The sequence below is a fragment of the Streptomyces sp. NPDC006733 genome, assembly GCF_040636125.1.
GTDB lineage: Bacteria > Actinomycetota > Actinomycetes > Streptomycetales > Streptomycetaceae > Actinacidiphila.
On sequence record NZ_JBEYJD010000015.1, the window covers coordinates 95,200 to 112,575 of the forward strand.

Sequence of the window (17,376 nt, forward strand, 5' to 3'; positions counted from 1 at the left end):
GGCTGTAGCCGCTCCACCGCAGGTGGCGGGGCGCGGGAGGATTGCCCGAGCGGCCTAAGGGAACGGTCTTGAAAACCGTCGTGGCAGCGATGTCACCGTGAGTTCGAATCTCACATCCTCCGCAGCGACCTGACGAAGGGGCGCCCGCATCGAGCGGGCGCCCCTTCGGTGGTCTCCGGCGGGGGTCCGCGGGTTCAGGGGCGGTGTACCTGGTAGGAGCGGTGGCGGCCCGGGACGCGGGTGAGGACGCCCATGCGCTCCATGATCCGCAGGTGGTGGGCGACCGTGGCGGGGCTGCGCAGGCCGACGGCCGCGCCGATCTCGCGGACGGTCGGCGGGTAGCCGTAGAGGTCCGTCCACTCGACGACGACCTTCGCGATCTGCTCCTGCCGATCGGTCAGATACCGGGGCGCGTCCGCGCTCATGGCCGCGCCCTCTCGTTCGTCGCACTGCTCTCGGGGCCCAAGGCCGGGGCCAGGGCGGTGGGTTGGCGGCGGACTCCGCGGGTCGGCTGGTCCGGCGCAGCGCCGTGCGCGGCGCGGGCGGGGGCCCGTACGCGGCATGGCCAGGCAATTCAAGCACGTGTTCGAATTACGGCGCAGCCTGGCGCGCGGCGGAGGCGACGGTGGCGGCGGCCTCCTGGTGCGGCAGGCCGGTCCGGGTGGCGGCTTCGATCAGCGCGGGGGCGAGCGCGTCGCCGTTGCCGGACTCGTACGCGCGGCACGCGGCCCAGTACAGCCGCGAGTTGCGCTGGCCATGCGGGGAGTCGCGGACGAACTGGACGAGCGCGAGCGAGTGCCGGGGGACCGGGCGGCGGGGTAACGCGGGCGGGGGCAGCGTGAGGAGGCGCAGCAGCCGGGCGGGGATCGGGGCCGCCGGTAGACCGGGGGAGCGGGGGTCCAGCAAATAGCGGCCGGCGTTGGTGACGGAACCGGGGCCCACCAGATAGCCGCCGTGGCCGCGGACGTCGATGCCGGGCCCGGGGGCGGCGCCCGGCCTGCCGACCGAGTTGGGGACGGCGGTCCCGGCGTGCCCGGTGAACCACAGGTGGCGGCCGCCGCTGGGGGTGAGGACCGTCACGGTCTCCGGGACGGCGAAGCCGTGTTCGCGCGCCAGGGCGGCGAGGGCCGCGACCCCGTCCAGGCCGTGCTTGACGTCCAGGTCGAGGCCGACGAGGTGGTGCGGGGCGACCCCGCAGGCGATGCCGTAGCCGGTGGCCCAGGGCGCGGCGGCGAACAGCGCGCGGACGGCGTCGTGGTCGGTGGTCGCGTCGTGCACGCCGTGGCCGATCCGGCCGCACTCGCCCAGGCAGCGCGCGGGTGCGGTGTCCGCGCCCCGCGGGGGCTCGCCGCGGTGCGGGGAGCGCACGGCGGGGAGCTTGGTGCGGGAGAGCGGGATGACCGCCAGTTGCCGGGAGGCGGCGGCCAGGGCGTTGGCGAGCGCGGCGCTGTGCAGGACGGAGGAGGCCATGGCCCTATTTTCGTACTCATGTTCGAAAAAAGGGAAGGGGGCAGGGTGAAAAGAGCTTTTAGGACGCTTTGCAGGTTTGTCGACAGATCATCACGCTTGCGAGCTAAAGAGGCCATCCGGGTGGGTTCGTCGGGCATTGCGTGGGCAATTCTGCTTCCGGCGACGTCGTGATCAATCGAGCGGAGCGGTCGGCCAACCGCCTCGCAGCATCCCGTTCTCAGTTCTGTGGAGGAACAACATGGCAAGCATCCGCACCTTCCGCGTCCTCACCGCGCTGGCGGCACTCCCCGTCGCCGCGGTCCTCTTCGCGGGGTCGGCAGCTGCTGACGACGGCGCTTTCGCCGGCGACCACTCGAACGCGACCATCGTGAGCAACACCGGTGGCAACGTGGGCGGTTCGAACCACGGCAACGTGACGACCACCCAGCAGGGCGCGAGCGGATCGGGCGCCTCGAACCAGAACAACACCGCGAGCGTGAACGGCTCCGGGTTCACCAGCATCGGGCAGAGCAACGTGAACGTGCACTTCTCCCCCCTGTGGTGGTGACGTACCGGTACGACCGGGGGTAGGTGACACGACCGCGCGGCGGCACGCCCAGTGCCGTCGCGCGGTCGCGTTCTCCCGGCAGGATGTACCGGTGGATCTTGGCCGGGTGCTCGGGCGAGAGGCCCGGACGGCTTGTCCAGAGGTTTCCGAACTTCCGTCCACAGCCTGTGGACAACTTCCCACGCCTTGACAGGGGCGGGCCGGGACCAGGAATCTGACGGTACGTCAGAAATCCGGAACCCGGAAACCCGCGGAGGCCGTCCCCGTGCACCTCGCCCCCACCCCGCGCCAGCTCCGGCTACGGGCCGAGCTGCGCGACTACTTCGGCCGGCTGATACCCGAGGAGACCCGCGAGGCCCTCCGGGCCGAGCCGCCCGGCGGCCCGCTCGCCCGGGGCCTGCTGCGGCGGATCGCCGCCGACGGCCTGCTCGGCCTCGGCTGGCCCACCGAGTACGGCGGGCAGGGCCGCGGCCCCGACGAGCAGTTCGTGTTCTTCGACGAGTCCTACCGGGCCGGCGCCCCCGTGTCGATGGTCACCCTCAACACCGTCGGCCCGACCCTGATGAAGTACGGGACGGCCGCCCAGAGGGAGTACTTCCTCCCCCGGATCCTGGCCGGCGAGTGCGTCTTCGCGATCGGGTACACCGAACCCGACGCGGGCACCGACCTCGCCTCCCTCCGCACCCGCGCCGTCCGCGCCGACGGCGAGTGGCTGATCGACGGCTCCAAGACCTTCACCAGCAACGCCCAGGGCGCCGACTGGATCTGGCTCGCCTGCCGCACCGACCCCGAGGCCCCCAAGCACCGGGGCATCTCGATCATCCTCGTGCCGACGGACACCCCCGGCTTCTCCTGGACCCCGATCCACACCGTCGGCGGCCAGACCACCAGCGCCACGTACTACGACGGCGTCCGCGTCCCGTCCGGCAACCTCGTCGGCGAGGAGAACGCCGGCTGGTCGCTGATCACCAACCAGCTCAACCACGAGCGGGTCGCGCTGGCCGCCATCGGCATGCAGGCCGAGGACCTCTACGACGCGGCGCTCGCGAGCGCCCGCGCACCCGGCCCGGACGGCACCCGCCGGATCGACACCCCCTGGGTGGCGTCCCGGCTGGCCGAGGCCCACGCCCGGCTCTCCGCGACCCGGCTGCTCAACTGGCGCCTGGTCCAGGACGTCGGCGCCGGCACCCTCACCCCCGGCGACGCGTCGGGCGTGAAGTTCGCGGGCACCGAGAGCGCGATCGAGGTCTACCGGGCGCTCCAGGAGGCGGTCGGGGAGGACGCGCTCATCCGGGGCGGCGAGAGGGGCGAACTGGAACGGATGAACCGGGCCGCGCAGATCAACACCTTCGGCGGCGGGGTCAGCGAGGTCCAGCGGGAGATCGTCGCGACGATGCGGCTCGGGATGAAGAGGAGCAAGCGGTGACGGGCGAAGCAGCCGGCAACGGGCAGGACGGGCCGGACGAGCTGTACGAGCGGCTCGCGGTCCACGTCGGGCAGGTCGCCGCGGCCGGGGGCGAGGGCAAGGACCCGGTCAACGAACCGATGATCCGCCACTGGTGCGAGGCGATGGGCCACCCCGTCCCCGCCGACGGCTCCGCCCCGGCCACCATGCTCCAGGTGTGGACCATGGGCGGGCTCTCCGGCCACACGGCGGGCACCGCGCGCTCCAGCGCCTACGACGACGTCCTGGCGCTCCTCGACGAGGCCGGCTGCACCTCGGTCGTCGCGACCGACTGCGAGCAGGAGTACCTCAGGCCGCTGCGGCCCGGCGACCGGATCACGTACGACGCCGTCATCGAGTCCATCTCGCCGCGCAAGACCACCAAGCTCGGCACCGGCCACTTCGTCACGACGCGGATGGACGTCCAGGCGAACGGCGAGCTGTCCGGCACCCATCGCTTCCGCATCCTCAAGTACGCGCCCGCGCGGCCCCCGGACCCCGCGAGCCCCCGGGCCGACGCGAAGCCCGCCGTCAGGGCCACCCGCCCGCGCCCCGTCGTCAACCGCGACAACGCCGGCTACTGGGAGGCGCTGGAGCGGCACGAGCTGCTCATCCAGCGCTGCACCGGCTGCGGCACGCTGCGGCTGCCGTGGCTGCCGGGCTGCAACGCGTGCGGCTGCCCGGACTGGGACACGGTCCCGGCGGCGGGCGCGGGCACCGTCTTCAGCTACGTCGTCATGCACCATCCGCCGTTCCCGGCCTTCGATCCGCCGTACGCGGTCGCCCTCGTCGAGCTGGCGGAGGGCGTGCGCGTCCTCGGCAACGTCACGGGAGTGCCGTACGACAAGGTGCGCGCGGGGCTCCCCGTGACGCTCGATTTCCTGACGGTGGACGGCGAGTTCACGCTGCCCGTCTTCCGGTCGGTGGAAGCCGGAGAGGGCTGACATGGACTTCACACCCACCGAGGAGCAATCGGCGGCGAGCGGGCTCGCCGCCGGGATCCTCGACCGCAGCACCGACCCCCTGAAGGCGTGGAGCGCGCTGTGCGAGGCGGGACTCGTCGCCGCCGTCGAGGAGATCGGGCTGCTCGGCCTGGTGCTGCTGCTGGAGGAGGTGGGCCGCCGGACCTCGGCCGTCCCGCTCGCCGCGACCTGCGCGTACGGCCTGCTGCCGGTCGGCGCGTACGGCACCGACGAGCAGCGCGCGCGCCTGCTGCCCGGCCTGCGCGACGGGTCGTACGTCGCCACGGGAGCCTTCCCGCACCGGTCGGCGCGCGCGGTCGCGAGCGCCGACGGCCCCCGGCTGACCGGCACCTTCCCCGCCGTGCCCTGGCTGTGCGAGGCCACGCACGTCCTCGTCCCCGCCACGACCGGCACCGCCACGACCGGCACTGGCACCCGGCTGTTCTGGCTGCCGGTCCCCGCCGGCGTCGAGCCCGTCGCGACCACGGCCCCCTGGGCCGCCGGCCGGCTCGTGCTGGACGGCACGCCCGCCGAGCCGCTCGGCGACGCGAGCGCCTACGGGCAGGTCCTCGCGCGGGCCCGCACCGCCTTCGCGGGGCTCCAGGCGGGCGTCTGCGCCGGGTCGCTGGCGCGGGCGGTCGCGTACACGTCGGTGCGCGAGCAGTTCGGGCGTCCGCTGTCCACGAACCAGGCGGTGCTGCTGCGCGCCGCCGACATGTACATGGACACCGAGGCGATCCGCGTCACCGCCTACGAGGCGGCCTGGCGCTTCGACAACGCGCTCGCCGCCGACTCCCACGCCCTGACCGCCGCCTGGTGGGCGTCCGAGGGCGGCAAGCGCGTCGTCCACGCCGGGCAGCACCTGCACGGCGGGATCGGCGCGGACCTCGAGCACCCCGTCCACCGGCACTTCCTGTGGGGGCGGCAGCTGGACGCGTATCTCGGCGGCGGGGCCGAGGTGCTCGCCGAACTCGGCGCGCTGCTGGCCGATCCGGCCGTCGACCAGGGCAAGAGCGAGCACGAGGAGGAGGCCGTATGACGCACTCCCCGGTCCGGGTACCGGCCGGCCCCGTGCGGGCGGGCGACGAACTGCCGCCGCTGCGCGTCCCGGTCACCCGCACGCTGATCGTCGCGGGTGCCATCGCCTCGCGGGACTTCCAGGACGTGCACCACGACGTGGAGCTCGCCCGGCAGAAGGGCTCGCCGGACATCTTCATGAACATCCTCACCACGAACGGCCTGGTCGGCCGCTACGTCACCGAGTGGGCCGGGCCCGGCGCGGTGCTGCGAGCGGTGCGGATCCGGCTGGGGGCGCCGAACTACCCGGGCGACGAGATGGTGCTGACCGGCCGGGTGACGTCCGTCGACGGCGACGCCTCGGCCACCACCGTCGAGATCGCCGTCCTCGGCGCCAACCACCTCGGGCACCACGTCACCGGCACGGTGACCGCCGTGCTCCCGACCGCCGCCCGGAGCCCGGAGGAAGCCGTATGAGCGTCCGCAACCGCGACAGCCTCGGCGGCAGGGCCGCGATCGCCGGGATCGGCGCGACGGAGTTCTCCAAGGACTCCGGGCGCAGCGAGCTGAAGCTCACCGTGGAGGCCGTGCGGGCGGCCCTGGACGACGCCGGGCTGACGCCGGCAGACGTCGACGGGCTGGTCACGTTCACCATGGACACCAGCCCGGAGATCACGGTCGCCCAGGCGGCCGGCATCGGCGAGCTGTCGTTCTTCTCGCGCGTCCACTACGGCGGCGGGGCCGCCTGCGCGACCGTCCAGCAGGCGGCGATGGCGGTGGCGACCGGGGTGGCCGACGTGGTCGTCTGCTACCGCGCGTTCAACGAGCGGTCGGGCCGCCGCTTCGGGTCGGGGGTCCAGCAGCGCGACCCCTCCGCCGAGGGGGTGGCGCTCGGCGCCAACCTGCCCTCGGGCCTGCTCACGCCCGCCTCGTGGGTCGCCATGGCGGCGCAGCGCTACCTGCACGCCTTCGGCCTCGATCCGTCCGCGTTCGGGCCGGTCGCGGTCGCCGACCGCCGCCATGCCGCGAACAACCCCGCCGCGTACTTCCACGGCAAGCCGATCACCCTCGCCGACCACGCCGCCTCGCGCTGGATCGTCGAGCCGCTGCGGCTGCTGGACTGCTGCCAGGAGACGGACGGCGGCCAGGCGATCGTCGTGACGTCGCCCGAGCGGGCCCGCGACCTGCGGCACCCGCCCGCCGTGATCGCGGCCGCCGCGCAGGGCGCGGGCCGCGCGCAGGAGCAGATGACGAGCTTCTACCGGGACGACCTGACCGGGCTGCCGGAGATGGGGGTGGTCGCCCGCCAGCTGTGGCGGACCTCCGGGCTGGCGCCGGCCGACATCGACACCGCCGTGCTCTACGACCACTTCACCCCTTTCGTGCTCATGCAGTTGGAGGAGTTCGGCTTCTGCGGCCGGGGCGAGGCGGCGGACTTTGCGGCGGGCGGCGGCCTGGAGATCGACGGCCGGCTGCCGGTGAACACCCACGGCGGCCAGCTCGGCGAGGCGTACCTGCACGGGATGAACGGCATCGCCGAGGGCGTCCGCCAACTGCGCGGCAGCAGCGTCAACCAGGTGGCGGACGCCGCGCGCGTCCTGGTCACCGCCGGGACGGGCGTTCCGACGTCGGGGCTGGTGCTGACGGCAGACGGCTGAAACCGGGCGGCGGGGCGGGCGTGTCTGCCCGGGGCCGCCGGGCGCGGCGCGTTGACTCGCGCCATGCGTGGAACAAACCGGATTATTCGATATTTCCTTCCCGTCCTGTCCGCCCTGACGTCGCTGGCCTGCCTGGTCGGCGCCGGAGTGGCGAGCGCCGACCCCAACGCCGACTCGCTGCGCGGGGCCCGGTTCTTCCAGGGGACCGGCTTCGAGACCTGCGAGACCCCCGCGGCCGACACGATGCAGGCCTGGCGCGGCACCTCCCCCTACGGTGCCGTCGGCGTGTACTTCGGCGGCCGGGGCCGCGCCTGCGCCCAGCAGCCGAACCTCACCCCGTCCTGGGTGCGGACGGTGAACGACACCGGCTGGAGCATCCTGCCGATCTACGTGGGCTCGCAGGCGCCCTGCACGCTGAGCGACGCGAAGAAGGCGTTCTCGATCGACCAGGGCAACCCGGGCCAGGGCGGCACGAACGAGGGCAGGGACGCCGTCCAGCGCGCCCAGGACCTCGGCTTCGTCGAGAACAGCGCCCTGTACCTGGACATGGAGGCGTACGACATCCGCTCCGCGTCCTGCACGGCGACGACGCTCGCCTTCGTCCAGGCCTGGGACCGGGAGGTGCGCCGGCTCGGCTACATCCCGGGCTTCTACAGCAGCGCGGACTCCGGGATCGCGCACCTGGAGAAGGCCCGCGCCGCCGGGGTGGACGACCTGCCGAGCGTCGTCTGGTACGCCCGCTGGAACGTCCCGGCCACCTTGGAGGCGGAGCCGGCGCTGCCCCGCGAGGCCTGGCAGCCGCACAGCCGCATCCACCAGTACCAGGGGAACACCAAGGAGCAGTACGGGGGCCGGACGATCACCATCGACCGCGACCTCGTCGACGCCCCGGTCGCCGTGATCGGCTGACCTCCCCGACCCCGACCCCGACCCCCCCGATCCCCCGAAACCCCCTGCCCCCTGGATCGCCTGCCGGCCCGTCCCCGGGCCCCCGGAACGACCCGCACCCCGCTCCGACCCCACCTCCCGACCCCACCCAGGGCCCTGTGATCCTCAGGGACGGGTCCGCCTACGGGAGGTGGGGACAGCCCCCGTCCTACGACTTCAGGGTGATCCCGCTTCGGCACCTCCGGCGGATCCGCCGGGCGGGCGGCGCTCATAGCGTTATGGGCATGACCACGCCTGTGTGCACCAGCACCAGCACGATGCAGTTCTCCAGCTACGTCCGGGCCAAGGGCCCGACGCTGCTGCGTACCGCGCGCTCGCTCACCGCGAACCCGTGCGACGCCGAGGACCTGCTGCAGACCGCGCTGACCAAGACGTACCTGGCATGGGACCGCATCGACGACCACCGGGCGCTGGACGGCTACGTCCGCCGCACGCTGGTCAACACGCGCACCTCGCAGTGGCGCAAGCGCCGCGTCGACGAATTCGCGACCGAGGACGTCCCCGAGCCGCTGTCCACCGTTCCCGACCACACCGAGCAGCAGGCCCAGCGCGATGCGCTGCTGCGGGCCATCTCCCGGCTTCCTGCCAGGCAACGCGCCATGGTGGTGCTGCGCTACTACGAGGACATGAGCGAGATACAGACGGCCGAGGCCCTCGGCGTCTCGGTCGGCACCGTCAAGAGCGCGGTGTCCCGAGCGCTCGGAAAACTACGGGATGACCCCGAATTGCGCGTTGGGTAGTGACATACCGACTGGTATGGAAGCAGAATCACCGGGACCCTACCCGCACGTAATACGTGGAGGCTTCCGGTGCTGAGCACGATGCAGGACGTACCGCTGACCGTCACCCGCATCCTGACCCACGGTGCGCTGGTGCACGGTCGGTCCCAGGTCACCACCTGGACCGGGGACGCCGAGCCGCACCGCCGCTCCTTCCGCGAGATCGGGGTCCGGGCCATCCAGCTCGCGAACGCGCTCCGCGACGAGCTGGGGGTGGCCCGGGACGAACGGGTCGGAACGCTCATGTGGAACAACGCGGAACACATGGAGGCGTACCTCGCGATCCCGTCCATGGGATCCGTGCTGCACACGCTGAACCTGCGGCTACCCACCGAGCAGCTGACGTGGATCGTCAACCACGCCGCCGACCGCGTCATCCTCGTCAACGGCTCGCTGCTGCCGCTCCTCGCGCCGCTGCTGCCCGTCCTGGAGCCCGTCGAGCACATCGTCGTCGTCGGCGCCGGGGACCGCTCGCTCCTCGACGGCTGTCGCCCCGCCGTGCACGACTACGAGGAGCTGCTGGCCGGCCGCCCGACCACGTACGACTGGCCCGAGCTGGACGAGCGGGACGCCGCCGCCATGTGCTACACCTCGGGCACCACCGGCGACCCCAAGGGCGTCGTCTACTCCCACCGCTCCATCTACCTGCACTCGATGCAGGTCAACATGACCGAGTCGATGGGTCTCACGGACCGCGACACGACCCTCCTCGTCGTCCCCATGTTCCACGTCAACGCCTGGGGACTGCCGCACGCCACCTTCATGACCGGCATCAACATGCTCATGCCGGACCGCTTCCTGCAGCCGGCCCCGCTCGCCGAGATGATCGAGAGCGAGCGCCCCACCTACGCCGCGGCCGTCCCGACCATCTGGCAGGGCCTGCTCGCGGAGCTCGCGGCCAAGCCGCGCGACATCTCCTCCATGGCCACCGTCACCATCGGCGGCTCCGCCTGCCCGCCCGCCCTCATGAAGGCGTACGAGGAGCACGGGGTGCGGGTGTGCCACGCCTGGGGCATGACGGAGACCTCGCCGCTCGGCACCATGGCCCACCCGCCGGCCGGCCTCACCGCCGAGGAGGAGTGGCCGTACCGCACCAGCCAGGGCCGCTTCCCCGCCTCGGTCGAGGCCCGGCTGGTCGGCCCGGCGGGCGAGTTCATGCCGTGGGACGGCGAGTCCGCGGGCGAGCTGGAGGTCCGCGGCCCCTGGATCGCCGGCGCCTACTTCGGCGGCGCCGGCTCCGAGCCGCTGCGCCCCGAGGACAAGTTCAGCCCGGACGGATGGCTGCGCACCGGCGACGTCGGCGTCATCTCGCCCGACGGCTACCTGACCCTCACCGACCGGGCCAAGGACGTCATCAAGTCGGGTGGTGAGTGGATCTCCTCCGTCGACCTGGAGAACCACATCATGGCCCACCCGGACGTCGCCGAGGCCGCGGTCGTCGCCGTGCCCGACGACCGCTGGGGCGAGCGGCCGCTGGCGACCGTGGTGCTGAAGGAGGGCGCCACCGCCTCCTACGAGACGCTGCGGGAGTTCCTCGCCGGGCGCATCGCGCGCTGGCAGCTGCCCGAGCGCTGGGCGATCATCCCGGCCGTGCCGAAGACCTCGGTCGGCAAGTTCGACAAGAAGGTCATCCGCGAGCAGTACCGGCTGGAGCAGATCGACGTGACGTACGTGGCGGGCGCCGCGAAGGAGTGAACCCCGGACGGGTCGGGCCGGTCGGCGCAGCGCCGACCGGCCCGTCTGTGGGTCCGTAGGGCTCTAGGAGCCGATCTTGCCGAGCAGGTCCACGATGCGTGACTGCACGTCCGTGCTGGTCGAGCGCTCCGCGAGGAAGAGCACCGTCTCGCCGGAGGCCAGCCGCGGCAGTTCCGCCGGGTCGATGTCCGCCGAGGTGTAGACGACCATCGGGGTGCGGTTCAACTGGCCGTTGCCGCGCAGCCAGTCGACGATCCCCTGCCGCCGGCGGCGCACCAGCATCAGGTCCATCACCACCAGGTTCGGCCTGACCTGCGCGGCCGTCGTCATCGCCTCGACCTCGGACGAGGCGTGCGCGACCTGCATCCCGCGCCGCTCCAGCGTCGCGGTGAAGGCCTGCGCGATGTCCGGGTGGCCCTCGATCAGCAGGACCCGCGGCGGGTGCTGCTCGCTGTCGCGCGGCGCGAGCGCCTTGAGCAGGACGGCCGGGTCGGCGCCGTAGGCCGCCTCGCGCGTCGCCTGGCCGAGCCCGGCGGTCACCAGGACCGGCACCTCGGCCTCCGCTGCCGCCTGACGCAGCGACTGCAGCGCCGTACGGGTGATCGGGCCGGTCAGCGGGTCGACGAAGAGCGCGGCGGGCGGCTCGGCGACCTGCGCGTCGACCTCCGCGCGGGACCTGACGATGACCGGGCGGTAGCCGCGGTCGGTCAGCGCCTGGCGCGTCGAGACGTCCGGCTCGGGCCAGACCAGCAGCCGGCGCGGCTCGTCCAGCAGTTGGCCCGGCTCGTCGGCGGGCTCGGTCATGACCTCGACGGCGCCGTTCGGGCCGTCCAGCGGCTCGGGGCCCTCGTCGCCCTCAGCGGGCGCTCCTATGGCGAACGCCCGGCCGGGAGCGACCGTGCGGAGCAGCGCCGTCTGCTGGTCGGCGTCCTGGCCGTCGCCCTGCTCCTCGGCGGCGGGGGGCGGGGAGATCCGGAGGGCGCCGCTGTCGGGGTCCGCCTGCGGGTGCGGGCGGGCCTCCACGTCGGGGCCGTCGTCCTGCTGCGGCCCGTTGAGCTTGCGCCGCCGGCCGGAGCCGGAGGGGTTCTGCTGGGGGAACGCGTCGGGCTGGGGTTGGGGTTGGGGTTGGGGCTGGGGTTGGGGCTGGGCCTGCGTCGGCACCGGCTGGACGAAGGCCACGCCCTGGCCGAGCGTGCGCACGCTGATCGCCCGGCCGTGGCTCTGGCCCTGCTGGACCTGTCCTTGGCCCTGCTGGCTCTGGCCCTGCTGGACCGGGCCCGGTACCTGCGCGGAAAGCTGTGCCTGCGGCTGCCCGGGGTTCGGGTGCGGGCCGGACGGCGGCACCGGGGAGCGCTGCCCCTGGCTCGGGATCGGCTGGGGGGCCGGCCCCTGCGCCGGGTTCTGGAGGCGCGGCTGCGCGCCCGGTTCGGCCGCGGGCGCAGCCGGAGCCACCGGCCGCCCGGCGTCCGGCCACTGCGGACTCACCGGCTGCGGTGCGCCGTTCTGCCCCTGGGGGCCGCCCTGGTGCGGCACCGGCGGAACCTGCGGGCCGGGTGCCTCCGCCGGCAGCGGCGCCGGCGCGGCCTCGTGGACGTGCTGGGCGGGCAGCTCGACGGGACCGCCGGCTCCGTCCGACTCCCCCGGCTGCGGGGGTGCGATCCGCCGCGCCCGGCGTCCCGCCGCGGGCTCCTGCCCGGCGAGCGCGGCGCCGGTGCCGTCGCTCCCCTGCGGCACGGCCGGCTCGCCGGCCGCCGGAAGGGCGTGCTGGACGGGGGTCGCGGAGAGTTCGGGCGTGGGCTGCTGGCCGTCGGACAGCGTCCGGCGGGCCCGGCGCCCGCTGGGCTGCTGGCCCGGCCGGTGCTGCTCCGGCTGGCCGCCCGGCGCCGGAACGGCCGCCGCGCCGCCCGCGGTGTCGCCCGCGCCCGGCTCGTCGGGCAGCGGCAGGCGCAGCGCGCGCCGGCGCCCGGTCGGCGTCTCCGGCTCGCCCGGCTGCGCCTGGCTGTGCCCCTCGTTGCGGGCGCGGCCCTCGTCGTCCGGTCCCTCGGTGGGGATCGCCCACGGCGCCACCACCGTGCCGCTGTCGTCCGCGGACCGGCGCGGGCGCGCCGCGCGGTCGGTGCCCGCGACGCCGGGCTCGCCGCTTCCGGCCCAGCCCGCCGCCGGCGTGCCGTCGGCGGGGGTGCCGGCCGCGGGGGAGCCCTGGCCGTTCGAGCCGGCGGTGCCCGCCACGGGGGCGGACGCGCCGCGCACCGGGGCCTTGGCGCCGCCGGTAGCGCCACCCGTGCCGCGAGCGGGCTTCGCGGGCATCGGCATGACGGTCGTCTCGGACTCGCGCGCCCCGTCCTTCGCCGCCACCGCGGCCGCCGCCCGGCCCGCGGCCGCGACGGCCGCCGAGCCCAGCGGCACCTCCAGGACGTACGCGCTGCCCTGGCCCGGCACTTCGTGCGTCTGCAGGACGCCGCCGTGCCGCTCCACGATGCCGCGGGCGATCGGCAGGTGCACCGCGTTGCCGCCCGCGTGCGGGCCCCGCACGTCGATCCTTATGACGTCGCCGCGCTGCGCCGCCGCCACCACGATCGTCGAGTCGCCGCCGCCGGTGACGACGGTGGCGTTGCCCGCCGCGTCCACCCCCGCGACGTCCGCGATCAGGTGGGCGAGCGCCTGGGCCATCCGCTCGCCGTCGATCGCCGCCTCGATCGGCGGGGCGTGCACGGCGTACTGCGCGCGTCCCGGGCCGATCAGCTCGACGGCACCCTCGACGGCCGCCGAGACGACCTTGTCGAGCCCGATGGGCTCGCGCCGCAGCCGGTCCTCGCCGCGGTCGAGCCGCTGGAAGGCCAGCACGTTGTCGATGAGGGTGGTGATGCGGGCGTAGCCGGCCACCAGGTGGTGCAGGATCTGGTTCGCCTCGGGCCACAACTGCCCGGCGGGGTCGGCGGCCAGGCCGGACAGTTCGCCGCGCAGCTCCGCCAGCGGGCCGCGCAGCGCCTCGTCCAGCACGGCCTGCAACTGGTCGCCGCGGGCCACGGCGGCGTCGAACGCGCTGCGGTCGGTGAACGTCATGACGGCGCCGACGAGCTGCTCGCCGTCCCGCACGGGGGCGGTCGTCAGGTCGACGGGCACGGCCCGGCCGTCCTTGCGCCAGAGCACCTGGCCGCGCACCCGGTGCTTGCGGCCCGAGCGCAGCGTGTCCGCGAGCGGCGTCTCCTCGTACGGCAGCGGCGTGCCGTCGGCGCGCGTGTGGTGCGCGAGGGGGTGCAGCTCCTGGCCGCCGAGGTCGGTCGCGCGGTAGCCGAGGATCTGGGCGGCGGACGGGTTGACGAGGACGACCTTGCCCTCGGTGTCCACGCCGATGACACCCTCGGCCGCGGCGCGCAGGATCATCTCCGTCTGGCGCTGCTGGCGGGCGAGTTCCGCCTCGGTGTCCATCGTGCCGCTGAGGTCCCGCACGACCAGCATCAGCAGCTCGTCACCGGTGTAGCTGTGCGGCTCGTCGTACGGGGTACGGCCGTCCTCGAGGTTGGCGCTCGTCACCTCGACGGGGAACTCCGTGCCGTCGGTGCGGCGCGCGACCATCCGGGTCGGCTTGGTGCGGCCGTTGTCGTCCTCGGCCTTCTGCGCGCTGCGCATCGACCCGGGGATCCGCTTGGAGTCGAACGCGGGCAGCAGGTCGAACAGGCCCCGCCCGACCAGTGCCGTCCCCGGTGACTCGAAGGTCTCGATCGCTATGGCGTTGGCGTTGACGACCGTGCCGTTGCCGTTGACCAGCAGCAGCGCGTCGGGCAGGGCGTCGAGTATCGAGGCGAGGCGAGCAGCGCCTCTGGATGGCCTGCTGCTCACGAGACGCGTCCTCCCTGTTACCGCACTTACCGCACTTCCTGCGGTGGCCCCGCGCAACCCGCGCGATCGGCTCTCACCGGCGGCCCATCTTGCCGCTGACCCCATGGCATGTCACTAGAGCGAGTGTACGTGCAGCGGTTGGCCGAGCGGCCGCGGATGCCCATGTACCCCTGAGTGATTCGGTGTTCGAGCGCATACGGTGCGAGATCATCGCCCGTGTGGCGTGCGTCACGCCTGCCCGGGGCCGGCGGGCAGAACCGGTGCCATGCGGTTCCAGCGGGCGACCTCGCAGCCGTTGCTCCTGCTGTACTTCTCCTTGACGGCCGTACCGTGCCAGACCCCTGTGACCTGCGCGGTCTGCGATCCGCCGTAGATCATCGAGCACATCTGGCCGCTCGGCACGGGGCCCACGGGGCCGCCCTGCCGCCTCAGCTGCGCGCAGGAGTCCGCCACGTGCCGGGCCGGCCCGGTGAGCGGGTCCGAGGGGGACGCGATCGAGGGGTTCGCGGCCGAGGGGGACGCGGGCGAGGAGGACGCCGCCGAGGGGGACGCGAGGGGCGCGGGCAGGATCGAGGCCTCGACCGGGGCGCCGGGGGCCGCGGGCTTCGCCGCCGGGTCCTGGTCGGGCCCGCAGTCGAGCCTGCTCGTGGTGATCTTCCCCGTGCCGTCGTCGACGGTGATGGTCAGCTGGTTGTTCGCGGGGGGAGCGGGGGCCTCGGAGGCAGGCGGCACCGGGACCGCACCGGCGTCGTTCGCCAGGAGCAGCGGCAGGCCGGCGGCGAGCACGACGCCGAGGACGGCGGCGAGCGGGAGCCGCCTCGCGGGCCGGGGGCGGGTGGGCGCCGCGGGGCGGGCGAGGGAGCGGACGGGGCGGGTGGGGGCGTTGAGTCGCATCCCCCAGTCCTTACCGTCCCGGACGCCACTTTCCGCGCAACTCACCCGAACGGGGGCGAGCCGCCCTCGGAGGCCCCGCAACCTCTTTGCCGTCCCCCTCGGCAGGCTTGTACTCTGGTCTGCGATTGGTGACAGCCTGCCGGGCTGTGCCATCATCTCCACACGCCCTCGCTCGCGCGGGTGTGGAGGAGGCTTCGCCTAGTCTGGTCTATGGCGCCGCACTGCTAATGCGGTTTGGGACTTCAATCCCATCCGGGGTTCAAATCCCCGAGCCTCCGCTCGTTTCCGGAGCCCCGGTCGTCTCAGGACGACCGGGGCTCCGTCGTTGCCGAGGTGCCTCGCCGGCACCCCTCCGACGGCTGTTTTTGCAGCTCAGGCGGGGTGAGGGCAATGGATTTCACCTCACGCCGCAGGTCATGTAATGTTGTTCTCGCAACGCCGACCGGTGAGAAACCGCCGGAAAGCACAAGCACTCGTAGCTCAACGGATAGAGCATCTGACTACGGATCAGAAGGTTGCAGGTTCGAATCCTGCCGAGTGCACTCAGGTCAGAACCCCCGAGGAGATCGTCTGAGGGGGTTCTGGTTTGTTCAGTACAACGGCGCGGGGTGGAGCAGCTCGGTAGCTCGCTGGGCTCATAACCCAGAGGTCGCAGGTTCAAATCCTGTCCCCGCTACTACGACCAGAGGCCCGACACGGAAGTGTCGGGCCTCTGGTGTTTTCCGGACCCGGTGTCCCCGTCCCCCGTCCCCGGTCGCCCGCTCCGGTGGACTGTCGGTGGCACGGGCTACTGTCGGCCGGATGGTGGCGATGAACGCGCGGGGGCTGAAGGCGGCGTGCCTGGCGATGCCGGGTGCCGTGGAGGAGTTCCCGTTCCCGGGGAACCCGGATCTGTCGGTGTTCAAGGTGGAGGGGAAGGTCTTCGCGCTGAGCGCGCTGGAGGCCGAGCCGCTCAAGGTCAGCCTCAAGTGCGATCCGGAGATCGCCGAGCAGTTGCGGGCGGAGTACCCGGCGGTCATCCCCGGCTACCACCTCAACAAGCGGCACTGGAACACGGTGACGCTCGACGGTTCGCTGCCGGCCCGCATGGTGCGGGAGATGATCGAGGACTCCTACGACCTGGTGGTGGCGTCCCTGCCGCGCGCGATCCGGCTCACGTACGACCGGCCCTGACGGATCCCCCGCTGCCCCGCGCTGCCCGCCGGTACCCGGTGGCGCCCGTTCACCAGCCCGCCTCGACGTAGAGCGTCAGTTGCGGGACGCTCCGCGCGCCGCACAGGCGCAGCACGCGGGCGTGGGTCGCCGGGCAGTGCACGGCGAGCCGGGCGGACGGGGGCAGGGCCGCCGCGAGCCGGATGAGGGTCGTGGCGCAGTGGGCGTCGATGAACGACAGGGCGGTGAGGTCGATCAGGCGCGGGGGCGGTCCTGTGCCGCCCAGCGACCGCCGCAGCTCCGTGTCGAACTGCTCCCGGGTGGCGAGGTCGGCGTTCCCCGCGAGGTGCAGGATCGTGCCGGTCCTGGTGATGTGCAGCGCTTCGAGGGACTGCAGGATCTCGGTGGGGTGGGACGCGCCGACCCGGTCCATCAGCTCGGGCGGGAACAGTCGGCGGTCGTACTCGCAGATCGCGGTGAAGCCGATGTCGGCGAAGAGCGGGGTGAGCCCGTTCTCGTAGTCGATGAGCTCCTCGGGGTCGACGCCGGGCCCCAGCGCCCAGGTCATGTCGCCGACGGCCCGCAGCCCGCTGAACCCCATGACGCTCGCGCCCTCGGTGAAGTCCAGCCAGGTCGTGGCGCGGCGCTCGGCGTCGAAGCCGCGCTCCGGGTCGTAGCCGGGCGTCTCGTTGATGACGAGGAGCCGCTCGTCGCGCAGGGCCTCGGCCGCCGGGACGCCGTGGTCGGCGAGGCGGGCGGCGGCCGTCCCGGGGGTGGTGGCGGGGTCGACGAAGAGGATCACCCGTTCGCCGCGGAGCAGCCCGGCCTCGGTGAAGGCGGCCCGGACCGCCCAGCGCGCCCGGTGGCTGTCGAAGCCCAGACAGGCGTGATCCCCGGAGGCCATCCGGTCGATGGAGACGGTGTAAGGGACGGCGCCACTGTCCATGCGGGGAACGTACCTCCGTTTGTC

15 protein-coding genes and 4 tRNA genes are annotated in these 17,376 nt (G+C 73.5%); 14 read left to right on the plus strand and 5 right to left on the minus strand.

From position 1 onward, the window contains the following. Nucleotides 1-35: 35 nt before the first annotated feature. Nucleotides 36-122: transfer RNA gene (locus tag ABZ721_RS15680), tRNA-Ser, on the plus strand. A gap of 72 nt (nucleotides 123-194) precedes the next feature. Here the strand turns inward: ABZ721_RS15680 and ABZ721_RS15685 are convergent. Together ABZ721_RS15685 and ABZ721_RS15690 are read right to left on the minus strand one after the other, a co-directional pair. Next, complete coding sequence (locus ABZ721_RS15685; protein WP_358789165.1) at nucleotides 195-425, minus strand: hypothetical protein; 231 nt, start codon at nucleotides 423-425, stop codon at nucleotides 195-197. Nucleotides 426-591: 166 nt separating this feature from the next. Continuing rightward, the gene (locus tag ABZ721_RS15690; RefSeq protein ID WP_358789166.1) at nucleotides 592-1,470 is read right to left on the minus strand and encodes a bifunctional DNA primase/polymerase; all 879 of its coding nucleotides are present in this window, start codon (nucleotides 1,468-1,470) and stop codon (nucleotides 592-594) included. Nucleotides 1,471-1,708: 238 nt separating this feature from the next. Here ABZ721_RS15690 and ABZ721_RS15695 point away from each other — a divergent pair, with 238 nt between their 5' ends. From ABZ721_RS15695 to ABZ721_RS15735, 9 genes are all read left to right on the plus strand, one after another. Further along, the gene (locus ABZ721_RS15695; protein WP_358789167.1) at nucleotides 1,709-2,017 is read left to right on the plus strand and encodes a hypothetical protein; all 309 of its coding nucleotides are present in this window, start codon (nucleotides 1,709-1,711) and stop codon (nucleotides 2,015-2,017) included. A gap of 265 nt (nucleotides 2,018-2,282) precedes the next feature. Further along, nucleotides 2,283-3,443 (plus strand): acyl-CoA dehydrogenase family protein, encoded by a 1,161-nt coding sequence (locus ABZ721_RS15700; RefSeq protein WP_358789168.1) that lies wholly within the window; start codon nucleotides 2,283-2,285, stop codon nucleotides 3,441-3,443. After that, a complete protein-coding gene (locus ABZ721_RS15705; RefSeq protein WP_358789169.1) occupies nucleotides 3,440-4,405 on the plus strand; it encodes an OB-fold domain-containing protein in 966 nt (321 codons plus the stop codon). Before ABZ721_RS15700 ends, ABZ721_RS15705 begins: the two co-directional genes overlap by 4 nt. 1 nt (nucleotide 4,406) lies before the next feature. After that, nucleotides 4,407-5,462 carry an acyl-CoA dehydrogenase family protein gene (locus ABZ721_RS15710; RefSeq protein ID WP_358789170.1) on the plus strand — a complete coding sequence of 352 codons (1,056 nt, stop codon included), beginning with the start codon at nucleotides 4,407-4,409 and terminating at the stop codon, nucleotides 5,460-5,462. Next, on the plus strand, nucleotides 5,459-5,917 hold the full coding sequence (locus ABZ721_RS15715; protein WP_358789171.1) for a MaoC family dehydratase: 459 nt from the start codon (nucleotides 5,459-5,461) through the stop codon (nucleotides 5,915-5,917). The genes ABZ721_RS15710 and ABZ721_RS15715 overlap by 4 nt, the downstream gene beginning before the upstream one ends. Next, complete coding sequence (locus ABZ721_RS15720; protein WP_358789172.1) at nucleotides 5,914-7,098, plus strand: lipid-transfer protein; 1,185 nt, start codon at nucleotides 5,914-5,916, stop codon at nucleotides 7,096-7,098. The genes ABZ721_RS15715 and ABZ721_RS15720 overlap by 4 nt, the downstream gene beginning before the upstream one ends. Nucleotides 7,099-7,161: 63 nt before the next feature. Further along, nucleotides 7,162-8,007 carry a DUF1906 domain-containing protein gene (locus ABZ721_RS15725; RefSeq protein ID WP_358789173.1) on the plus strand — a complete coding sequence of 282 codons (846 nt, stop codon included), beginning with the start codon at nucleotides 7,162-7,164 and terminating at the stop codon, nucleotides 8,005-8,007. 263 nt (nucleotides 8,008-8,270) lie between these two features. Beyond that, nucleotides 8,271-8,786, plus strand: a complete 516-nt coding sequence (locus ABZ721_RS15730; RefSeq protein ID WP_358789174.1) for a SigE family RNA polymerase sigma factor — start codon at nucleotides 8,271-8,273, stop codon at nucleotides 8,784-8,786. Nucleotides 8,787-8,855: 69 nt separating this feature from the next. Next, the gene (locus ABZ721_RS15735) at nucleotides 8,856-10,520 is read left to right on the plus strand and encodes a long-chain fatty acid--CoA ligase (protein WP_358789175.1); all 1,665 of its coding nucleotides are present in this window, start codon (nucleotides 8,856-8,858) and stop codon (nucleotides 10,518-10,520) included. Between the two features lie 63 nt (nucleotides 10,521-10,583). Here ABZ721_RS15735 and ABZ721_RS15740 read toward each other — a convergent pair whose 3' ends face one another. Both ABZ721_RS15740 and ABZ721_RS15745 read right to left on the minus strand, forming a co-directional pair. After that, on the minus strand, nucleotides 10,584-14,360 hold the full coding sequence (locus ABZ721_RS15740; RefSeq protein ID WP_358789176.1) for a PAS domain-containing protein: 3,777 nt from the start codon (nucleotides 14,358-14,360) through the stop codon (nucleotides 10,584-10,586). Nucleotides 14,361-14,588: 228 nt separating this feature from the next. Continuing rightward, nucleotides 14,589-15,254 (minus strand): hypothetical protein, encoded by a 666-nt coding sequence (locus ABZ721_RS15745; RefSeq protein WP_358789177.1) that lies wholly within the window; start codon nucleotides 15,252-15,254, stop codon nucleotides 14,589-14,591. Nucleotides 15,255-15,441: 187 nt separating this feature from the next. Between ABZ721_RS15745 and ABZ721_RS15750 the strand changes: the two genes are divergently transcribed. From ABZ721_RS15750 to ABZ721_RS15765, 4 genes are all read left to right on the plus strand, one after another. Beyond that, a tRNA-Ser gene (locus tag ABZ721_RS15750) sits at nucleotides 15,442-15,532 on the plus strand. Nucleotides 15,533-15,723: 191 nt separating this feature from the next. Continuing rightward, a tRNA-Arg gene (locus ABZ721_RS15755) sits at nucleotides 15,724-15,796 on the plus strand. 60 nt (nucleotides 15,797-15,856) lie between these two features. Further along, nucleotides 15,857-15,930: transfer RNA gene (locus ABZ721_RS15760), tRNA-Met, on the plus strand. A 125-nt stretch (nucleotides 15,931-16,055) separates the two neighbouring features. After that, nucleotides 16,056-16,427, plus strand: a complete 372-nt coding sequence (locus tag ABZ721_RS15765; protein WP_358789178.1) for an MmcQ/YjbR family DNA-binding protein — start codon at nucleotides 16,056-16,058, stop codon at nucleotides 16,425-16,427. A 49-nt stretch (nucleotides 16,428-16,476) separates the two neighbouring features. Here the strand turns inward: ABZ721_RS15765 and ABZ721_RS15770 are convergent, their stop codons facing one another. Then, entirely contained in the window at nucleotides 16,477-17,352 is an 876-nt protein-coding gene (locus ABZ721_RS15770; RefSeq protein WP_358789179.1) for an MEDS domain-containing protein, read from the minus strand. Nucleotides 17,353-17,376 lie beyond the last annotated feature (24 nt).